17 protein-coding genes are annotated in these 17,114 nt (G+C 28.3%); 11 read left to right on the top strand and 6 right to left on the bottom strand.

Features of this window, described 5'->3' with window-relative positions:
• Positions 1–72 precede the first annotated feature (72 nt).
• The 11 genes from VC03_RS00475 to VC03_RS00425 all read left to right on the top strand — a co-directional run bounded on the left by VC03_RS00475 (position 73) and on the right by VC03_RS00425 (position 9,348).
• On the top strand, positions 73–1,950 hold the full coding sequence (locus VC03_RS00475; protein WP_046328175.1) for an ABC-F family ATP-binding cassette domain-containing protein: 1,878 nt from the start codon (positions 73–75) through the stop codon (positions 1,948–1,950).
• Entirely contained in the window at positions 1,940–2,596 is a 657-nt protein-coding gene (locus VC03_RS00470) for an HAD family hydrolase (protein WP_046328174.1), read from the top strand. The genes VC03_RS00475 and VC03_RS00470 overlap by 11 nt, the downstream gene beginning before the upstream one ends.
• Before the next feature lie 125 nt (positions 2,597–2,721).
• A complete protein-coding gene (locus VC03_RS00465) occupies positions 2,722–3,792 on the top strand; it encodes a hypothetical protein (RefSeq protein WP_144406221.1) in 1,071 nt (356 codons plus the stop codon).
• On the top strand, positions 3,792–3,992 hold the full coding sequence (locus VC03_RS00460; protein ID WP_046328172.1) for a hypothetical protein: 201 nt from the start codon (positions 3,792–3,794) through the stop codon (positions 3,990–3,992). The genes VC03_RS00465 and VC03_RS00460 overlap by 1 nt, the downstream gene beginning before the upstream one ends.
• A gap of 128 nt (positions 3,993–4,120) precedes the next feature.
• On the top strand, positions 4,121–4,426 hold the full coding sequence (locus tag VC03_RS00455; protein WP_046328171.1) for a PTS sugar transporter subunit IIB: 306 nt from the start codon (positions 4,121–4,123) through the stop codon (positions 4,424–4,426).
• Positions 4,427–4,430: 4 nt separating this feature from the next.
• Positions 4,431–5,744 carry a PTS sugar transporter subunit IIC gene (locus VC03_RS00450; protein ID WP_046328170.1) on the top strand — a complete coding sequence of 438 codons (1,314 nt, stop codon included), beginning with the start codon at positions 4,431–4,433 and terminating at the stop codon, positions 5,742–5,744.
• Position 5,745: 1 nt separating this feature from the next.
• The gene (locus tag VC03_RS00445; protein WP_046328169.1) at positions 5,746–6,147 is read left to right on the top strand and encodes a DUF3284 domain-containing protein; all 402 of its coding nucleotides are present in this window, start codon (positions 5,746–5,748) and stop codon (positions 6,145–6,147) included.
• Position 6,148: 1 nt separating this feature from the next.
• Positions 6,149–6,796: a GntR family transcriptional regulator gene (locus VC03_RS00440; RefSeq protein ID WP_046328168.1), complete on the top strand. Its 648-nt coding sequence runs from the start codon at positions 6,149–6,151 to the stop codon at positions 6,794–6,796.
• 10 nt (positions 6,797–6,806) lie between these two features.
• Positions 6,807–8,183, top strand: coding sequence for a glycoside hydrolase family 1 protein (locus VC03_RS00435; protein ID WP_046328167.1), 1,377 nt, complete (start codon positions 6,807–6,809; stop codon positions 8,181–8,183).
• Between the two features lie 9 nt (positions 8,184–8,192).
• Positions 8,193–8,510: a PTS lactose/cellobiose transporter subunit IIA gene (locus VC03_RS00430; protein ID WP_046328166.1), complete on the top strand. Its 318-nt coding sequence runs from the start codon at positions 8,193–8,195 to the stop codon at positions 8,508–8,510.
• Complete coding sequence (locus tag VC03_RS00425) at positions 8,503–9,348, top strand: DUF7916 family protein (RefSeq protein WP_046328165.1); 846 nt, start codon at positions 8,503–8,505, stop codon at positions 9,346–9,348. The genes VC03_RS00430 and VC03_RS00425 overlap by 8 nt, the downstream gene beginning before the upstream one ends.
• 126 nt (positions 9,349–9,474) lie before the next feature.
• Here VC03_RS00425 and VC03_RS00420 read toward each other — a convergent pair whose 3' ends face one another.
• The 6 genes from VC03_RS00420 to VC03_RS00395 all read right to left on the bottom strand — a co-directional run bounded on the left by VC03_RS00420 (position 9,475) and on the right by VC03_RS00395 (position 16,925).
• Positions 9,475–10,641: an amidohydrolase gene (locus VC03_RS00420; protein ID WP_046328164.1), complete on the bottom strand. Its 1,167-nt coding sequence runs from the start codon at positions 10,639–10,641 to the stop codon at positions 9,475–9,477.
• A 229-nt stretch (positions 10,642–10,870) separates the two neighbouring features.
• On the bottom strand, positions 10,871–11,572 hold the full coding sequence (locus tag VC03_RS06495; RefSeq protein WP_052727637.1) for a phosphoribosyltransferase family protein: 702 nt from the start codon (positions 11,570–11,572) through the stop codon (positions 10,871–10,873).
• Positions 11,573–11,898: 326 nt separating this feature from the next.
• A complete protein-coding gene (locus VC03_RS00410; RefSeq protein WP_046328163.1) occupies positions 11,899–12,135 on the bottom strand; it encodes a hypothetical protein in 237 nt (78 codons plus the stop codon).
• 2 nt (positions 12,136–12,137) lie between these two features.
• Positions 12,138–13,355, bottom strand: a complete 1,218-nt coding sequence (locus VC03_RS00405; RefSeq protein ID WP_046328162.1) for a DNA-processing protein DprA — start codon at positions 13,353–13,355, stop codon at positions 12,138–12,140.
• A 134-nt stretch (positions 13,356–13,489) separates the two neighbouring features.
• Entirely contained in the window at positions 13,490–15,187 is a 1,698-nt protein-coding gene (locus VC03_RS00400) for a TonB-dependent receptor (protein ID WP_046328161.1), read from the bottom strand.
• Between the two features lie 292 nt (positions 15,188–15,479).
• Positions 15,480–16,925: a hypothetical protein gene (locus tag VC03_RS00395; protein WP_046328160.1), complete on the bottom strand. Its 1,446-nt coding sequence runs from the start codon at positions 16,923–16,925 to the stop codon at positions 15,480–15,482.
• Positions 16,926–17,114: the final 189 nt, after the last annotated feature.

The following is a 17,114-nucleotide window of genomic DNA, read 5'->3' as shown; positions in this document are numbered from 1 at the left end:
AAACTTTTTTTAGTCTAATCGAAATAATTAATTTATGGTATAATAGGCTATCAAATGAAAAAGGAAAGTTTTATGGCATTTATACAATTCAATAATGTTTACAAGAGTTTTTTGGATAAGCAAATACTAAAAGATGTATCTTTTAGTATAAATTCAAGCGATAGAATTGGCCTTATAGGGCTAAACGGTGTTGGTAAGTCTACAATAATCAATATTATACTCTCAAAAGAAGGTATTAATAGTGGTACTGTATTTGTAGATAAGAATATTAATATAGGGTACATTTCACAAGTGCACCATTTTAGTGACGAGAATAATACCGTATTTGAAGAATTAGATACAGTATTTAGTGAACTACATAAGGTGTATAGGAAAATAGAGAAGATGAATTTAGAACTAGCAACCAACCCTAAATTAAAAGATGAATTAGATAAATTATACAATATCTTTAATGCTAATGACGGTTACAGCATTGATTATCTTTTAAATCAGGTTATAAACGGGCTTGATTTAACAAATTTAAAAGATAGTCTTATCTGTAAACTATCTGGAGGAGAAAAAACAAGAGTTAGTCTTGCAAAACTGCTTTTACAAAAGCCTGATTTACTAATATTAGACGAACCTACAAACCACCTTGATTTAGCATCTATAGAATGGCTTGAAGAATTTTTAAAAAAGTATAACAAGGCCTTTCTACTTGTATCACACGACAGAGTCTTTTTAGACAATGTTTGTAACAAAATATTTGAAATTGAAAATATGAAATTACATGAATATTCAGGTAATTTCTCAAGTTTCATGATACAAAAAGAAATGATACTAAAGGGTGAAATCAAAGAATACGAAAAGCAACAAGATAGAATAAAAAAATTAAATGAGTACATAGAAAGAAACAGAGCTGGTCGTATGGCAAAGCAAGCTCGTGGAAAACAAAAGCTTTTATCTCACCTATTAGTTCATGATAACCCTGACTACACACCACCAAAGATGAAACTTAAATTTGAAATAAAGAATACAACATCTGATTCTGTACTAACCTTAGAAGATGTCTGCAAAAATTTTGATAACAAGACACTACTAAAGGATATATGTCTTAAGGTGTATAAGGGAGAAAGAATAGGTATAATAGGTAAAAATGGTTGTGGAAAGTCTACACTTTTAAAGTTGATAGCTAATAAGTTGTCCCTTGATAGTGGTAGTATTAAAATAGCACAAAATGCTGTAATGGGATACTTTGATCAAAATGTTGATGACCTTTACCCTGACAACACCATTTTGCAAGAAATTAACACAAATATTAACTACACACAAGAATATTTAAGAAGTATGGCTGCTAGCTTTCTTTTTAAAGACGAAGATGTAGATAAAAGAATAAAGGATCTTTCTGGTGGAGAAAAAGTACGTGTTTCATTCATTAAACTAATACAAAAGCATCCTAACTTTCTTTTATTAGACGAACCTACTAATCACCTTGATATTTATTCTATAGAAATACTAGAACAGGCCCTAAGCGATTTTCAAGGAACATTGGTCGTAGTATCGCACAATAGACACTTTTTAGATTCGGTATGTAACACCATCTATGTATTAGATGAAAATGGTCTTACAAAATTTAAAGGTAATTACAACGATTACAAGGAAAGCATAAAGAAAAAGACTGTTATAGAAAAAGAAAAGGATACAAAAAATGAATATATCTTGCAAAAAGAAAAAAGTAAGAAGATATCTAAACTTAAACGATTAATAAGTTCTACCGAAGAAGAATTAGAAAAAATAGGAAAAAGAAAAAGTGAGATAAATAAGGCGATGTTTTTACCTGATGTAGCTAAAGATATTGAAAAGTTAGTAAACTTACAAAATGAATTAGATGACTTAAGTAAAAAAGAAGATACATTAATGGAAGAATGGCAAAAATATTCACTAGACTTGGAGGAAGAAAATGAAATTTAAAAATATTAAGCTCTTTATTTTCGATATGGATGGATTGGTTTTTGAAACAGAAAGACTATACTTAAAATTTTTACCTGAATCTATATCAGAACTTGGATTTACTGCTAATGAGGATATAATACGGGGTTCAATAGGTATGAATATGAAATCAACAAGGGCTCTATATTTAAACCATTATGGTAAGGATTTCCCATTTGAAACTTTATCTAAATTAGTTCACAAAAAATTAATGACTTACAATGAAAAAAATGGTTTGGACCTTTGTCCTCATGTACTTGACCTTTTATCATACTTAAAAGAAAGAAAGCTCCCTTGTGTCATAGCTTCATCATCAAATAGAAACATGATACAAACTTATCTAAAAAGAAATAATATAGAAGACTACTTTGTGGACATATATTCTGGAGATGAGGTAACAAACGGAAAACCAGACCCTGAAATTTTTCTGTTAGCTGCTGAAAAGCAAAATATATCTCCTGATAACTGCATGGTATTTGAAGATTCATATAATGGTATAAAGGCAGCTCATAGTGCTAAAATGAAAGCAATTATGGTACCTAATATATTACAACCAAATGAAGAAATGAAAGCTCTAGCTGACTTGATTTTAGATGATATCTACATGATAAAAGACTATCTAGAGTAAATATTTTTTAATCTATGAACCAGCTAGCATTTTAAAAGGCTTTTAAAGGCCTTTTTTTTCATTATTTTATTCTTTTTCAAGGAATGTGTCTACATTACATTTTTGTATTTTTCTATACTATTAATATGTTATATGAAGTTTATAAGAATTTTTTTAAAAATGATTATGATGGAATAAATATTTCATCTCTTTTCAAAAGCGATAAAGATGCTTTTTTCAAATATATATTTACTTTCTATAGTCCACAAAATGTTGAAAATAATTTTTCAAGATTGGATGAACTACTCTATTTAAAATACTTTAAAATTAATTCATTGATCCTATACAAAACATTAGATAAAGAATTAAGAAAAAGAAGAGTGTATATTAAGGAAAAAGACTTTATTGAACTATTCACAAAAAATCTATTATACCTTTATGAATATATTAAAATTTCACACATTCTTTCAAAAAACTCAAAAGTATATTTATCAAACACTTACAACAAGGATAATTTTTTATTACAAAATACTTTTAAACCTTTATTAATTAGAGAAAATGTAGAACCTTTTTCTGTATCTAATTTCCAAGATAAAGGTATTAATGATAAGTTTTACATTATCTTTGATAAATTAGTAAATATTAATGATAAGAAGTACCAAGAATATATCTTACAGAAAAGAAGCGAATACACTGCTATACACTTACCAAATTATAATGTATTTAAACAAAAAGATATTAAATCATATATATCTAACAAAAAATTTAGAAACTATAAGGCGTTTCATATAAAGGGTAAGAAGAATATAGACTGCATTAATATTTATGTTGGTGATATATCAAAAGATGAATTTACTGAGTTATTTAACATATTATCAATACTATTTAACGGTAAAAGATACAATATCTACATGAAGAAAACTTTTGATGAATTTAAAAAAGTTAGTAAGAAAAATATAAATATATTTCTTAAAAGTAAGAATGAATTAATAAAGGAACTATGGTGGACAAACGAGACAAGATATATTCTATCTACAAGTAATCTAAATGAAGATTTGATTCTTTTATTTCAAAATAACTTGAATAAAAAATTAAATGTACTAAAAACAAAAGAATTTAAAGATTTTTCAGAAAAAGAAAGAATTTCTTTTTACAACACTTTCCATTACGCTAATAACCGTGTAAATGCATTTATAGATTATCTTAAGGAGGATTAGTGAGTATAGTTATTGGTTACAGAAAGCCTTACAGTAACATCATAGTCGCTATAATGAAAAAGTACTCTCTTTACACAGAAACAGAGTTAATAAAAAACATTGAATTAATTATCCCTGTTTCAAAAGTTTTAAAAGGTAAGAAAATATCGTACATCACATACAGTGAGAACACAGACGGTATCTTCTTTAATCTAGGATAGCTGGGGCTATCCTTTTTTAGTGGTATACTTTTTTAAATTAAAAATATCAATATTTTTCTAAATAATATTGCTTTTTTATTTTTTAGTGGTATACTTTATTATAAAATATTTTGAAAGGTGGTATACATATGACCAAAATATTATTAATATGTTCCGCAGGAATGTCTACAAGTTTCATGGTAGAAAAAATGAAAAAAGCTAGTAAAGACAAAAATATAGAAACAGATATTCTAGCTATTCCAGATGCTAAAGCTAATGAATATGTCGGTAAAGTTGATATAGTCCTTTTAGGACCACAAGTTAAATACCTTTTACCTAGTATGAAAGAACTTTTCAAGGATACACCAGTTACCGTAATAGATATGATGAGTTACGGTACTATGAACGGTGAAAAGGTATTAGAAGATGCTTTGAAATTACTTAAAGGAGAATAGATTTATGAAAAGTATTATGAACTGGGTTGAATGTTCATTTATCCCAAAAGTGACAAAAATCGCGTCACAAAGACACTTAGTTGCTATAAGAGATTCATTTATAGCAATAATGCCAATAACTATGGTCGGTTCAATAGCCGTACTACTTAACGTTTTCTTTAGAGATATACCTACTGCAAATGGATATACAAAATTTGTTGAAGTAATGAATCCATTAATCTCTATAAATGGTATAGTATGGTTCGCTTCATTCGCTATCTTATCATTAGCGTTTGTATTATCATTAGGTTACAATCTTGCACAAAGCTATAAGGTTAATCCTATTGCAGGTGCCTTAGTTGCATTTGCTTCATTCATAGCTCTACTACCGCAAGAAGCTGTATTTACAACAGATATAAACGGTGTTGCAACACAAGTATCATCTTGGGGATTCTTAAATGTTAATTATCTTGGTGCACAAGGTATATTCCCTGCAATGATAATTGGTTTCATCTCTAGTATAATATACTGCAAATTAATGACACATAAGGTTACTATTAAATTACCTGACTCTGTCCCACCTGCTGTTAATAAGGCCTTTGCTTCTATTATACCAGGAGTAGTTGCAATATATGTATGTTCAATTATATCTCAAGTAATATTTAAATTAACTAATAAATCATTAATAGATATAATATCTCTATACATACAAAAACCATTATTAGGTCTATCACAAGGTTTACTATCAGTTGTAATCTTAGCATTCCTTATACAATTCTTATGGTTCTTTGGATTACACGGACACAATGTATTAGCTCCTATACTTGATGGTATATACCAACCTGCATTACTTGCCAATGTTGAACACATTGCAAAAGGTGGTACAGTTAAAACATTACCATACTTATGGACTAGAGGATCATTTGATGCTTACCTACAATTAGGTGGTTCAGGTATGACATTAGCACTAATAATTTCTATATTCATTTTCTCAAAGAAAAAAGCTAATAGAGCAGTTTCTAAAATGGCTCTACCTATGGGAATATTTAACATTAATGAACCTATGATATTCGGTATGCCTATAGTATTAAATCCACTATACTTCATACCATTCGTTCTTGTTTCTGTTGTTGGTGCAATAATAGCATATGTATTAACAGCTATAGGTGTTATACCTCCTGTTTATGTTATTGTTCCATGGATAATGCCAACAGGTCTATATGCATTCTTTGCAACTGGTGGTTCAATTATGGCAGCACTAGTTTCTATACTAAACATATTTGTTGCATTCTTAATTTGGACACCATTTGTATTAATAGCTAATAAATTGGATGACTAATATGAAATTAAAATATACTATGAATTGTAAAAAGGAAGTTTTCTTTAACTTCCTTTACGAAAATCTACAAAAGGAATTTCACGGTGAAAAGACAATAAAAAAAGATATTGTTTCTAAAATGGGTAAAAAAGTACCTTGTACTCTTACTATTGACTATTTAAAAGAAAATGTGGGATACAAATTATCAATTAAATCAAGCTTAGGTATAAATACTATTGAATATATTATTATCCCATGCGATAATGAGAGTATCTGTATAGAATATATAGAAGAATATTTTACAAATTCATTTTTAAAAAAACAAAACAACATTTTATTAGAAGTTTTATTTGGTTTTTTCTTAAAAAGAAAGAAAATTAAAACTTTCCGTTCCATAGAAAACTATCTAATAGGAAAGAAATAATATGGCAGAAAAACTCTATGAAAAGATTCTAAATGAATTGATTGAGGAATTAAAATATTTTAAAGTAGATTCTCATTTCTATTCTGAAAGAAGTCTTGCATCATACAAAAATATATCTAAGCTTACAGCTAGAAAGATAATAAGCATCCTTGTTGAAGAGGGTTATTTATATAAGAAAAATAATATTGGAACTTTTGTAAAAAAGACACCTAATAGGAATATTGTGTCTTTTGCTTTTTTTGACAGTACAAATACTTTTAAATTAATTTACTTAAATTTAAGTTATTCAATAGATGAAAGTATTTTTAATGATTATAAAAATTCTGAAAGATATATGTTTATAACCTCAAAAAACAAAAATATTATGAGTATAGAAGAGGTCTTACTTTCACCTGATCCTGAAAATGAAAAGTTAAGAAATGTTTTCAAAGATATCAATCGTGAAAATTTAGAAATATTAAAAGAGTTTAAAATACAACAAACAATAGAAGCTGTTATAACTCCCGTTAAATTCTCAAGATTTTTAAACGTAAAACTTAACACTCCTATTGTACTAATTACAAATAAGGTATACGATGGAAAAACTAATCTTTGTGCAGTTATTAAATCTTACCTTAATCCGAATAATAATAAGATAACAATATATTAAAGGGGTTAATATGATAAAATTTAAAGACGGATTCTTTTGGGGTTCTTCTACTAGTGCAGAACAAAGTGAAGGACGTTTAGAAAATGATGGTAAAATGTTAACTGTTTGGGATAAATTTTTTAGTGACAGTCCATACAAATTCCATGATAATATTGGACCTGAAACTACAAGTACAATTTACAAACATTTTAAAGAAGATATAAAACTACTAAAACAAACTGGCCACACAGCATATAGAACATCTATTTCTTGGGCAAGATTAATAGATGATAAGGGAAATATAAATCAAAAAGCAGTCACTTTCTATAACTCCTACTTTTCTTTATTAAAAGAAAATGGAATTAAAGTTTTTGTTAATCTATATCACTTTGACACACCATTATACATCCAAGAAAAATACAATGGATTTGTTCAAAAAGAAACAGTAAAGCTTTATGCTAAGTATGCAAAAACTTGTTTTGAACTTTTTGGTGATTTAGTTGATAGTTGGTTTACATTCAATGAACCAATAGTTTCTGTTGAATGTGGTTACCTACTTCAGTATCACTATCCATTAGAGGTAGATTCAAAAAAAGCAGTACAAGTGGCATATAACATAGCACTAGCTAGTGCATTAGCAGTAAAAGAATTTAAAAAATTAAATCTTAAAAGTAAGATAGGAATAATATTGAATATTACACCTAGCTACCCTAGATCTAATAATGAATTTGATGTTAAAGCTGCTCATATAGCTGACCTTTTTGCGACTAACTCCTTCCTTGATCCCTGTGTTAAGGGTGAATATAGCAAAGACTTAGTTGAAATATTAAAAAAACATGATCTTCTTCCATCATACACTGAGGAAGAATTGAAAATAATAAAAGAAAATACAGTATCATTTTTAGGTATTAACTACTACCAACCACTAAGAGTTTGTGCAAAGGCTAATTTGCCTAATGATAATGCACCTTTCATGCCTACATACTATTATGATTCATATGTTATGCCAGGTAGAAGAATAAATAAGTATCGTGGTTGGGAAATATACCCACACGCACTTTATGATATAGCTAAAAATATACAAAATAACTATGGAAATATTGAATGGTTTGTTGCTGAAAATGGTATGGGTGTTGAAGATGAATCTAGGTTTAAAAAAGATGGCATAATACAAGATGACTATAGAATCGACTTCATAAAACAACACTTAGTTGAATTACATAAAGCAATAGAAGAAGGTTCTAACTGTAAGGGATACATGCACTGGACCTTTATAGACTGTTGGTCATGGCTTAATGCATACAAAAATAGATATGGATTTATAGAACTAGACTATAACACACAAAAAAGATATATAAAAAAATCAGGTTATTGGTTTAAAGAATTAAGCGATAATAATGGATTTTAAGGGGTAAATATGAAAGAAGAAATGGAAACAATAGTATTTGAAATAATCAGCAATGCTGGTTGTGTAAAAGGTATTTGCTATGAAGCACTAGACCTTGCAATAGAAGGTAAAATAGATGAAGCTTACAAAAAACTGGATGAAGCAAATGAATACCTTTTAAAAGCTCATGAAATACAAACAAATTTAATACAAAAAGAAGTAAATGGTGAAAAGGTTGAATTATCTGTTCTTTTTGTTCATGCACAAGACCATTTAATGTCTTGTATTGAAATAAAAAACTTAGTTTCTAAGTTAATAAAATTATGTGAGGTAAAAAATAATGGCTAAAAGACTTTTATCTTGTAGTTCTAGTGAACTACTAAATATGAGTAAAGATGAACTTCTAGAGGCTATAAAACTAAGTTGTGGTAGAACTGTTTTAAGTGAAAATGTGGCAAGTTCTGCCACACTTTGTTTTAATGTGACTAATAGTGAAATAGCTAGAGCCTTTGGTGCTGATCTTATACTCCTTAATTGTATAAATCTATTCGATATACAAATACAAGCTCTACCTGAAACAAATGATCCTATATGTTACTTAAGAAAACTTGTAGGTCGTCCTGTAGGGGTTAATATAGAGCCTAAAGACTGTAATAAGGAAGCTCTTTTACTTGCAAATAAATATGGATTCGACTTCATATGTCTAACTGCTAATCCTAATACTAATGTAAGAAATACTGATATATTAGAATGTATTAAACTTAGTAAAAAATACTATAAGGGAATAATAATAGCAGGTAAAATGCATTCTAGTGGTATAGATGAAGATGTAATAAACTTAGAAACTGCCAAACAATTTATTGAAAGTGGAATAGACATACTATTAGTCCCTGCTGTAGGTACAGTTCCTGGATTATCAGAAAGTGATTTAACAACCATAGTTAAATATGCTCACAAGAACAAAAAACTTTGTATGTCTACAATAGGAACTAGTCAAGAAAGTTCTTCAAAAGAAGTGATTAGATATATCGCATTAAAGAATAAAATTATTGGTGTCGATATACAACATATAGGTGATGGATCATTTGCAAATGTTGGTTGGTATGAAAATATATTTGAACTATCAAAAACAATAAGGGGTCTAACACACACTTTAAGACTAATAGCTAGTTCTAATCTCAGATAAAAAAAGCCCTAGGAGGGGTCCTAGGGTCAGTTCCATTTTTCTTTTCTTTAATTAATTTTAGCATGACTTTTGCTTTATTTCAAGATGTATTTATTTTGGTCTACAGGTTGTAGCCTTTTTTTTACTTCAAGACATATATTTAACAACTACAGAAGCTAGAGCCTTAGCACATATTTCTAAACATCCTTCATCTATTACAAAATGTGAATTATGATGTGGATATGATTTAGTTCCTTTTTTGTTTGCTCCTACATAGAAGAAGCATGAAGGTTTAAGTCTTGCATAGTGTGAAAAATCTTCTGATGGTGGTAATGCTCCACAATCTTCTACTGGTAATCCACTAGACTTAACTGCAGATATAACTAAATCTGTCATATCACTATCGTTATACAGTATAGGATAGTCTAGCTTAAAGTCTACATCTACCTTCATTTGATATGTTTGTGCCACTCCGTTAGCTATACTATAGATTTGTTCTTCTATCTTTTTCATAGTCTTATCACTCATAGCACGAACATCTCCAGTAATTGTAACACTTTCTTTGATAATATTAAATGTACCTTTACCATCAAATGACCCTATAGTCACAACTCCATTTTCAAAAGGACTTAATTTTCTTGATACTATTGTTTGTAGTGCCATAACAAGATATGAACCTGCAACTATTGCATCATTTGCACTATGAGGTGATGAACCATGACCACCTTTACCTATTAATTTTATTGTAAATTTAGATCTTCCTTGTTGTGTTTCACCTTTATGATAATATACCTTACCTAATTCAAATTCACTCATAACATGTATTCCAAAGAAGTTGTCTATATTATCTAACAACCCTGTTTTTATCATGCCTATAGCACCACCAGGAGTCATTTCTTCAGCGTGTTGGTGTATAATATATATCTTACCTTTTAATTCTTTTTTGTGCTTTATTAATATCTTAGCTAAGACCATAAGGTAAGCCGTATGTGCATCATGTCCACAAGCATGCATTACGCCACTTACTCTAGAAGAATATTCTAAATCAGTTTCTTCTTGTATTGGTAGTGCATCAAAATCAGCACGAAGTCCTATACTAGGACCAGCATTACCTGTATCAATAGCGACTAAAACACCATTACCCCCTACATTTGTCTTTACTTCACAATCAAGAGAAGCATAAAAATCACTAATATACTTAGAAGTATTAACTTCTCCAAAAGACACTTCAGGATACATATGTAGATGTCTTCTAATCTTTACCATAAGATCTTTATTTTCATCTATTTCACGAAATAGTTCATCTATTAACATTTAATCACCTCAAGGTATTGTAACACTAATAGGGAGGTAAAACAACAAAAACCCCTCGGGTGACTAATCCCAAAGGGTAGAAGGTGGGGGGTATTTTTGTTTCTATTATTAGTATTATCCTTCTAATTATAAAATTTAGAAAATTAACTTATGTAGTATTACACATAAAATACATTCCATAAATTTATAACTTTTAATTTTTTAACCCATTTTTATTTAATTATAACAACTAAAATGAAAAGTCTTCATTTTCTCTAACTTTTTTTAATTTTTCATTTTCTTCTTCTAGAACTTTTTTCAAAGCATAACTGAATCCTATAGTTTTACTTTTTCCTTTATTTTTATAGCATTTTATACAAGAGTAGAAAAATTCTTTAGTTTCACCATTCGCATTTAGTTTCATAATCTCTCTACATACTGGGCAAATAACTTCAGGTGTATTTAATGTATAATAGTATGACTCAATTTGATTAATAGCTAAAACGACAATAATAATTTCTTTTGCTTCAGCATCTTTTAAAACTTTAATACATTCTCGTAATGTCGCACCAGTTGTAATTATATCATCAATTAAAATAATAGTTTTACCTTTCAAATTACCATTATATTTAAAAACACCTTTTATATTTTTTTCTCGTTCCTCTGAATTTAATTCCTTTTGATCTGAATAATTTTCTATACATAAGAATTCTGAACTCAAATTTTTTAAGTTACATTTTTGGCTAATATAATCTAATAATTCTAAAAATCTATTTTGTTTACTAGGCTTAACTGGCACTGATAAAACCCCATAAACAATATTATTTTTACTTATAATATTAATTATTCTAAAAAAAATATTTTTAAATTCAATATTAAATTTATTTTTACATCTAGATTTTTCTCTCTTATTTAAAGATATCGCTCTAGAATAAGGATGTAATTCTTTCATATAATGATTACTTCCAAAGTATCTTCCAGCAATATAAATAGGAATCTTTTCATTTCCAACATTAAAGCTTGTTTGTGTAACTGTCCCTAAACGTTTTTCTGAAGAAAATATATAATTTTCTCCAAAAAAACCTAAACTATTTCCCTTTAATATTTTAATAAATGACGCTATATCATCTATAATTATATCTGGTAATGCTTTAGTGCTATCATAATCAACTATGTCAGAAATCCATATTGTTGTACTTAAAAAAATATATGCTCTTTTTAAAAAAAAATAATCACTTGAAAAATAACCAATTTCAGTTGTTTTTAAATTTATTATATCTAATATTTTTTTATGTGTATATATATATTTGGAGAAAGATTCTTCTCAGAAGCATCTAAATATAAAATATTTATACCTTTTAATTCTGTATCAAAATATTTTTTATTATCAAATTTTGATGTTATTATTATACATTTAATTTCATTATTTAAACTTCTAATTTCATCAACAGATATATTTTCAAAACTATCATAATCTATTACTAGACCTTTTAATTCCTCAGTAACTGTAAACATATTTATTCTCCTCTTACAATATGTGCTACACGATTTTTTTTAGAAGTAGGTATATCATCAAAACTTAATTGGGTATATTTTTCTTTTTTTTCAACTTTAAAAATATTGCTATCTGCAAGTATTTCTAGTATTCTTTTAGAATTTTCAACAGCTTTAGCCCCTTTTTTTATATATTTTTCTGGCCATGTAATATTTTTTAGTTCTAATGCACTTTTAGGTATAATAACTTCTCTTTGTTGCTTAAGTGCAAAATCTGCTTGTTTTAATGCCCCTGAAGTTTCTCCAGCTTCCATAATAACTGTAGCTAAAGACAAGCCACTCATAACCCCATTTCTTAATGGAAAAAACCAATTTTTTGTTTTAGTTGCTGGTGAAAATTGAGAAATTATTAGTCCTTTTTTCTCTATTTCTAATTGAACTGCCTTATTTTCCATAGGATAATACTGATTTAAATTTGTCCCTATAACAGCAATTGTATTAAATCCAGATTCTAATGCTGATCTATGAGCAGTTACATCAATGCCCTTAGCTAAACCAGAAATAATTGTAATGCCATTATTACCTAAAACTTTTGCTAATTTTCTTGTATTTTCTTTGGATATCTGTGATGCTTGTCTTGAACCAACAAGTGCAACTGTTCTTTCAGTAAATAACAAAGCTTTATTCCCTCTTAAGTACAAAAATCGAGGTGCTTGCTTAGTCGCTAATAAAAGTGGAGGATAATTTCTAGTTCCTCTCTTTACTATCATATCTGTAGGTTTTAGATTAGAAAACGCTATTCTTGCAATCTCAAAATCTTTTTTTAATTTTTCAATATCTATATTGAAAAATTTAGAATACTCTTTTAATATGTTTTCATCACTATTCATGAATACTGTTACATCTACTATTTCACTAAATTTTGTAAATAAAGGGTCTAATTTCTGTTCTGTAATATTTAATGAATTCATTAAAGTAGCAAAATTTAATGCTTCTTTTTTTTCATTAGTATCAATTTTAAACATTCCTCTTTCAACTCCTCGAATATCTTTATTAAAAATATTTTGTTCTTCTTTTCTCTTTTTTAGTTCGTCTATATAAAATATAGTTCCTGAAGGATCTTTCTTTAATGGGGTAATTTTACCTTCTTTAACTAAAATATTTAATCTCTGTGGAGATATATTAAGATACTTCGCTGCTTCTTTTGCAAAAAACAATTTTTTAGCTAAATTACTTTCCATTTTTACCTCCTAACTACATTAATTATACCTATGTGGTTTAAAGTTGTCAACTACTATGTAAGAAAAAATAAAACCCCTCGGGTGACTAATCCCAAGGGGTAGAAAAAACAATTATATATCAAACGTGTTGATAACTATTTCCATTCATATTTTAAGTTTAAACTTGTCTTAATTTGTGCTTGTTTATATCCAAATTTACCATCTAATGTTGGACCAAATTTAACTGGAGCTTCTACACTACCTTTTAATGTTAATGTGTCAGTTGGTTTGTATTCAGCTGATACTTTTGGTGTTAATGTTAAGAATGGTACAGTTACTGGACTTGCAATGTATAAGTCTAATTTAGCATCTGCTTCAGGGCTTACTGTAAATTTATCTGATACTTTGTAATCATATTTAGCATTTGCTCCTAATGATACTACTCCTAGATTTGCTACATTTATTCCACATACGAACAAGCTATCTCCTGATAATAGAGCTTTACCTGTTAATGTTAATTGATCATTTAACATCTTGTATTGTGCATTTAATGATGCTCCATACATTACGTTATCAAATTTTAATGATTGTAATGCAGCAAATGCATTATTTAAATCTTTATCTAATACATATGTATGTCCTAATGCTGGAACTAAAAGACTACCAATCTTTAATTGACTGTGACTTACAAATGGAGCTACTGCTAATGTTAATCCTTTAACACCAGTGTAAGTTAATTTTGCATTGTAGCTGTGAACGAAGTCTACAGGCATATTGCTTACTACTCCACCTAATTCAAGGTCTTCTAAGTTGTAGTCACCTAATTTAATGTTACCTAATTTCTTAGGACCATTTACGTTTACAGTAAAGTCAGCTTTTCCATCTATTCTTAAGTCTTTTACACCATCGTATGCTAATTCAACATTTCCTTTAACATAGTCTACTCTTTCTCCAGGTGTTGTAACTAATTTCTTATAGTTATGTTTGATTTCAAGACTTGCTTTTACATCTTTTAATCCTTTAACGAATACATCTTTACCTTCTTCGCTTTCAACAAATACTTTGTGAGTTGATTTAACTGTTGCACCATAGTCTTCTGCAGGAGCAATATGGTGTTTTACATCACCATTACCTTCTATAGTTGTGTTGTAAGATTTATTACTTAATGGGAAGTTAGTCTTAGAATTAAATCCAAATGTTAATACATCATATTTATAGCTTACTTGTCCTTCTAATTCTGCACTACCTTTATCATATGATTTATCTTTTTTATTTGCTTTTGTTATTGCTGCTTTTTCTTCATTAACTAATTCTGTTACTTGTGTAGCTTTTTCTTCACCTTTCTTAGCTATAATTTTAGCAATTGATTCATCGCTTAATCCTTTTTCTTTAGCTAATCTAACTAATACTGCATTTATCTTATCTTTTTCAGTATCTTTTACACCAGATAATGTTAATGATTTATTAATATCTGCTTCTAATGTATCTGGAACTGATTCATAATCTAAATCTTCAGCAAACTTAGGACTAACAGTTCCTTTAACATATACGTTAAGTCCCTTAGTTAATTCTGGTAATTCATATTTAGCCCATACACTTGAATGATTTAAGTAGTTAGCTTTTGTAACTTTACCTAATTCAAGATCTTCAGCTTTAAAGTCTCCACCAAAGCTAAATCCTGTTCCTTCTACTTTAACTTCTGTTTTAACTCCTGTTTTCTTTGCTACGAAAGTTGGTTTTGCACCTTTTACAAATGTAGCTTCATTTTCGTTATATCCTTCAACTGATCCAGTTGTTCCAGCCATTGCAACCATTGATGCAACTAGGCTAGTTAGTAATAATGTCTTTTTCATAATTTTTCTCCTTTTTAAAAAAATATTTTAATATTTCTATAGTAGTCAAGTATATTTTAGCCAAAAAAAAAAAAAGGACATTTTTATTAAATGTATGTTTAATATTTAACTAGAATAATACTACATTTATTTTCTTGTTTATTTATTCACTTTTTATGCTATATTATTTTTTAACTCATTCTATTTTTTTATTAACTATATTAAAGTTTCTTTATATACAACAAACAAAAACCCCTCAGGTGACTAATCCCAAGGGGTAGAAAAAACAATTATATATCAAACGTGTTGATAACTATTTCCATTCATATTTTAAGTTTAAGCTTGTCTTAATTGAAGTTGAATCATATCCAAATCCATTAACTGGTTTTGTAGAAACATATTTAGTATTATCATTTGAATCTTTTTCGAATGATTTAGTAACTACACCAAATTTAACTGGTACTGAAACTTCACCTTCAATTGTTAATCCTTCTACTGGAACATATTTTGCACTTACTTTTGGAGTTAGTGTTAATGTAGGTTTAGTAACTAATTTATCTGCTGGTTTAGATACTAATAGTTCTAAGTTAGCATTTGCTTCAGGACTTACTGTGAATTTATCTGTTACACTATAGTCATATTTAGCGTTTGCATCAAATACAAATACACCTAAATTTTCTTTGACTAATTTTTTAGAATCTTCACTTGCTGTTTCATCTATAGTTTTAATATGTATACCTGCAAGTAATGATTTACCTGTTAATGTTAATTTGTCATTTAACATCTTGTATTCTGCACCAAGTTCTACACCGTATAAAACGTCATCATTTCTCTTTAATTTGTTGTTTGTAACTTCTTTTGAAACATTTACATGAACAACAAATGGATTTGCAGATAATGATAAGTGTTTAACACCTGTATATGTTCCTTTTAATTCATATGAGTGTATATATCTAGCATTTGCTTTTTCAAATAGTTTAGTTCCTAAAATTTCATAATCTCCAATTTCTTTACCAGATATGTTCTTCTTAAATGCAACTTTACCTTCAAGTTCAAGATCTTTTACAGCATCATATTTTGCTGATGCTTCTCCTGAAACATAGTCTACTCTATCTCCAGCTTTTGCAACTGTTTTTGCATAGTTGTGTTTAATTTCAAGACTTGCTTTTACATCTTTTAATCCTTTAACGAATACATCTTTCTTTTCTTCGCTTTCAACGAATAATTTGTGAGTTGATTTAACATCTGTTCCATAATTAACGTTAGCTGTTTTTTGTACAAATGGGAAGTTAGTCTTTGAGTTTAAACCAAATGTAAATTCACCATATTTGTAACTTACTTGTCCTTCAAGTTCTGCTGATCCTTTATCTGTAGCTGTACCTATAAACTTAGGTTCAGCTGTTGCTTTTACGAATGATTTAACACCCTTTATTTCTGGTAATTCATATTTAGCCCATACTTTAGAGTGGTCTAAGAATTTATCTTTTGTTGGTGCTGGATCTAATGATAATTTTTCAGCTTGGAATGTTCCACCAAAGCTTAATCCTGATCCTTTAACCTTAACTTCAGTTTCTACTCCAATTTTTCCAACTTCATAACTCTTTGTTGTTTTTGTTTCTACTTCTTTTTGATCATTTGAAACAGATTTCTTTGTTTCAAATTTAGCTTCTGATTCAGCAAATGATTTTACTGATCCAGTTGTTCCAGCCATTGCAACCATTGATGCAACTAAGCTAGTTAGTAATAATGTCTTTTTCATAATTTTTCTCCTTTTTAAAAAAATATTTTAATATTTCTATAGTAGTCAAGTATATTTTAGCTAAAAAAAAAAAAAAAAAGAACATTTTTATTAAATGTATGTTTATTTTTTAACCTGCATTGTTTTGCTTGGAGAAAACATATAATTTTAAACAATAATATGGCATTATCATTTTTTAACCAAAATGTA

Origin of the sequence: Sneathia vaginalis, assembly GCF_000973085.1 — a bacterium.
Lineage (GTDB): Bacteria > Fusobacteriota > Fusobacteriia > Fusobacteriales > Leptotrichiaceae > Sneathia > Sneathia vaginalis.
Note: the sequence above shows the minus strand (reverse complement) of the source record. Positions and strands in the feature narration are given on the sequence as shown.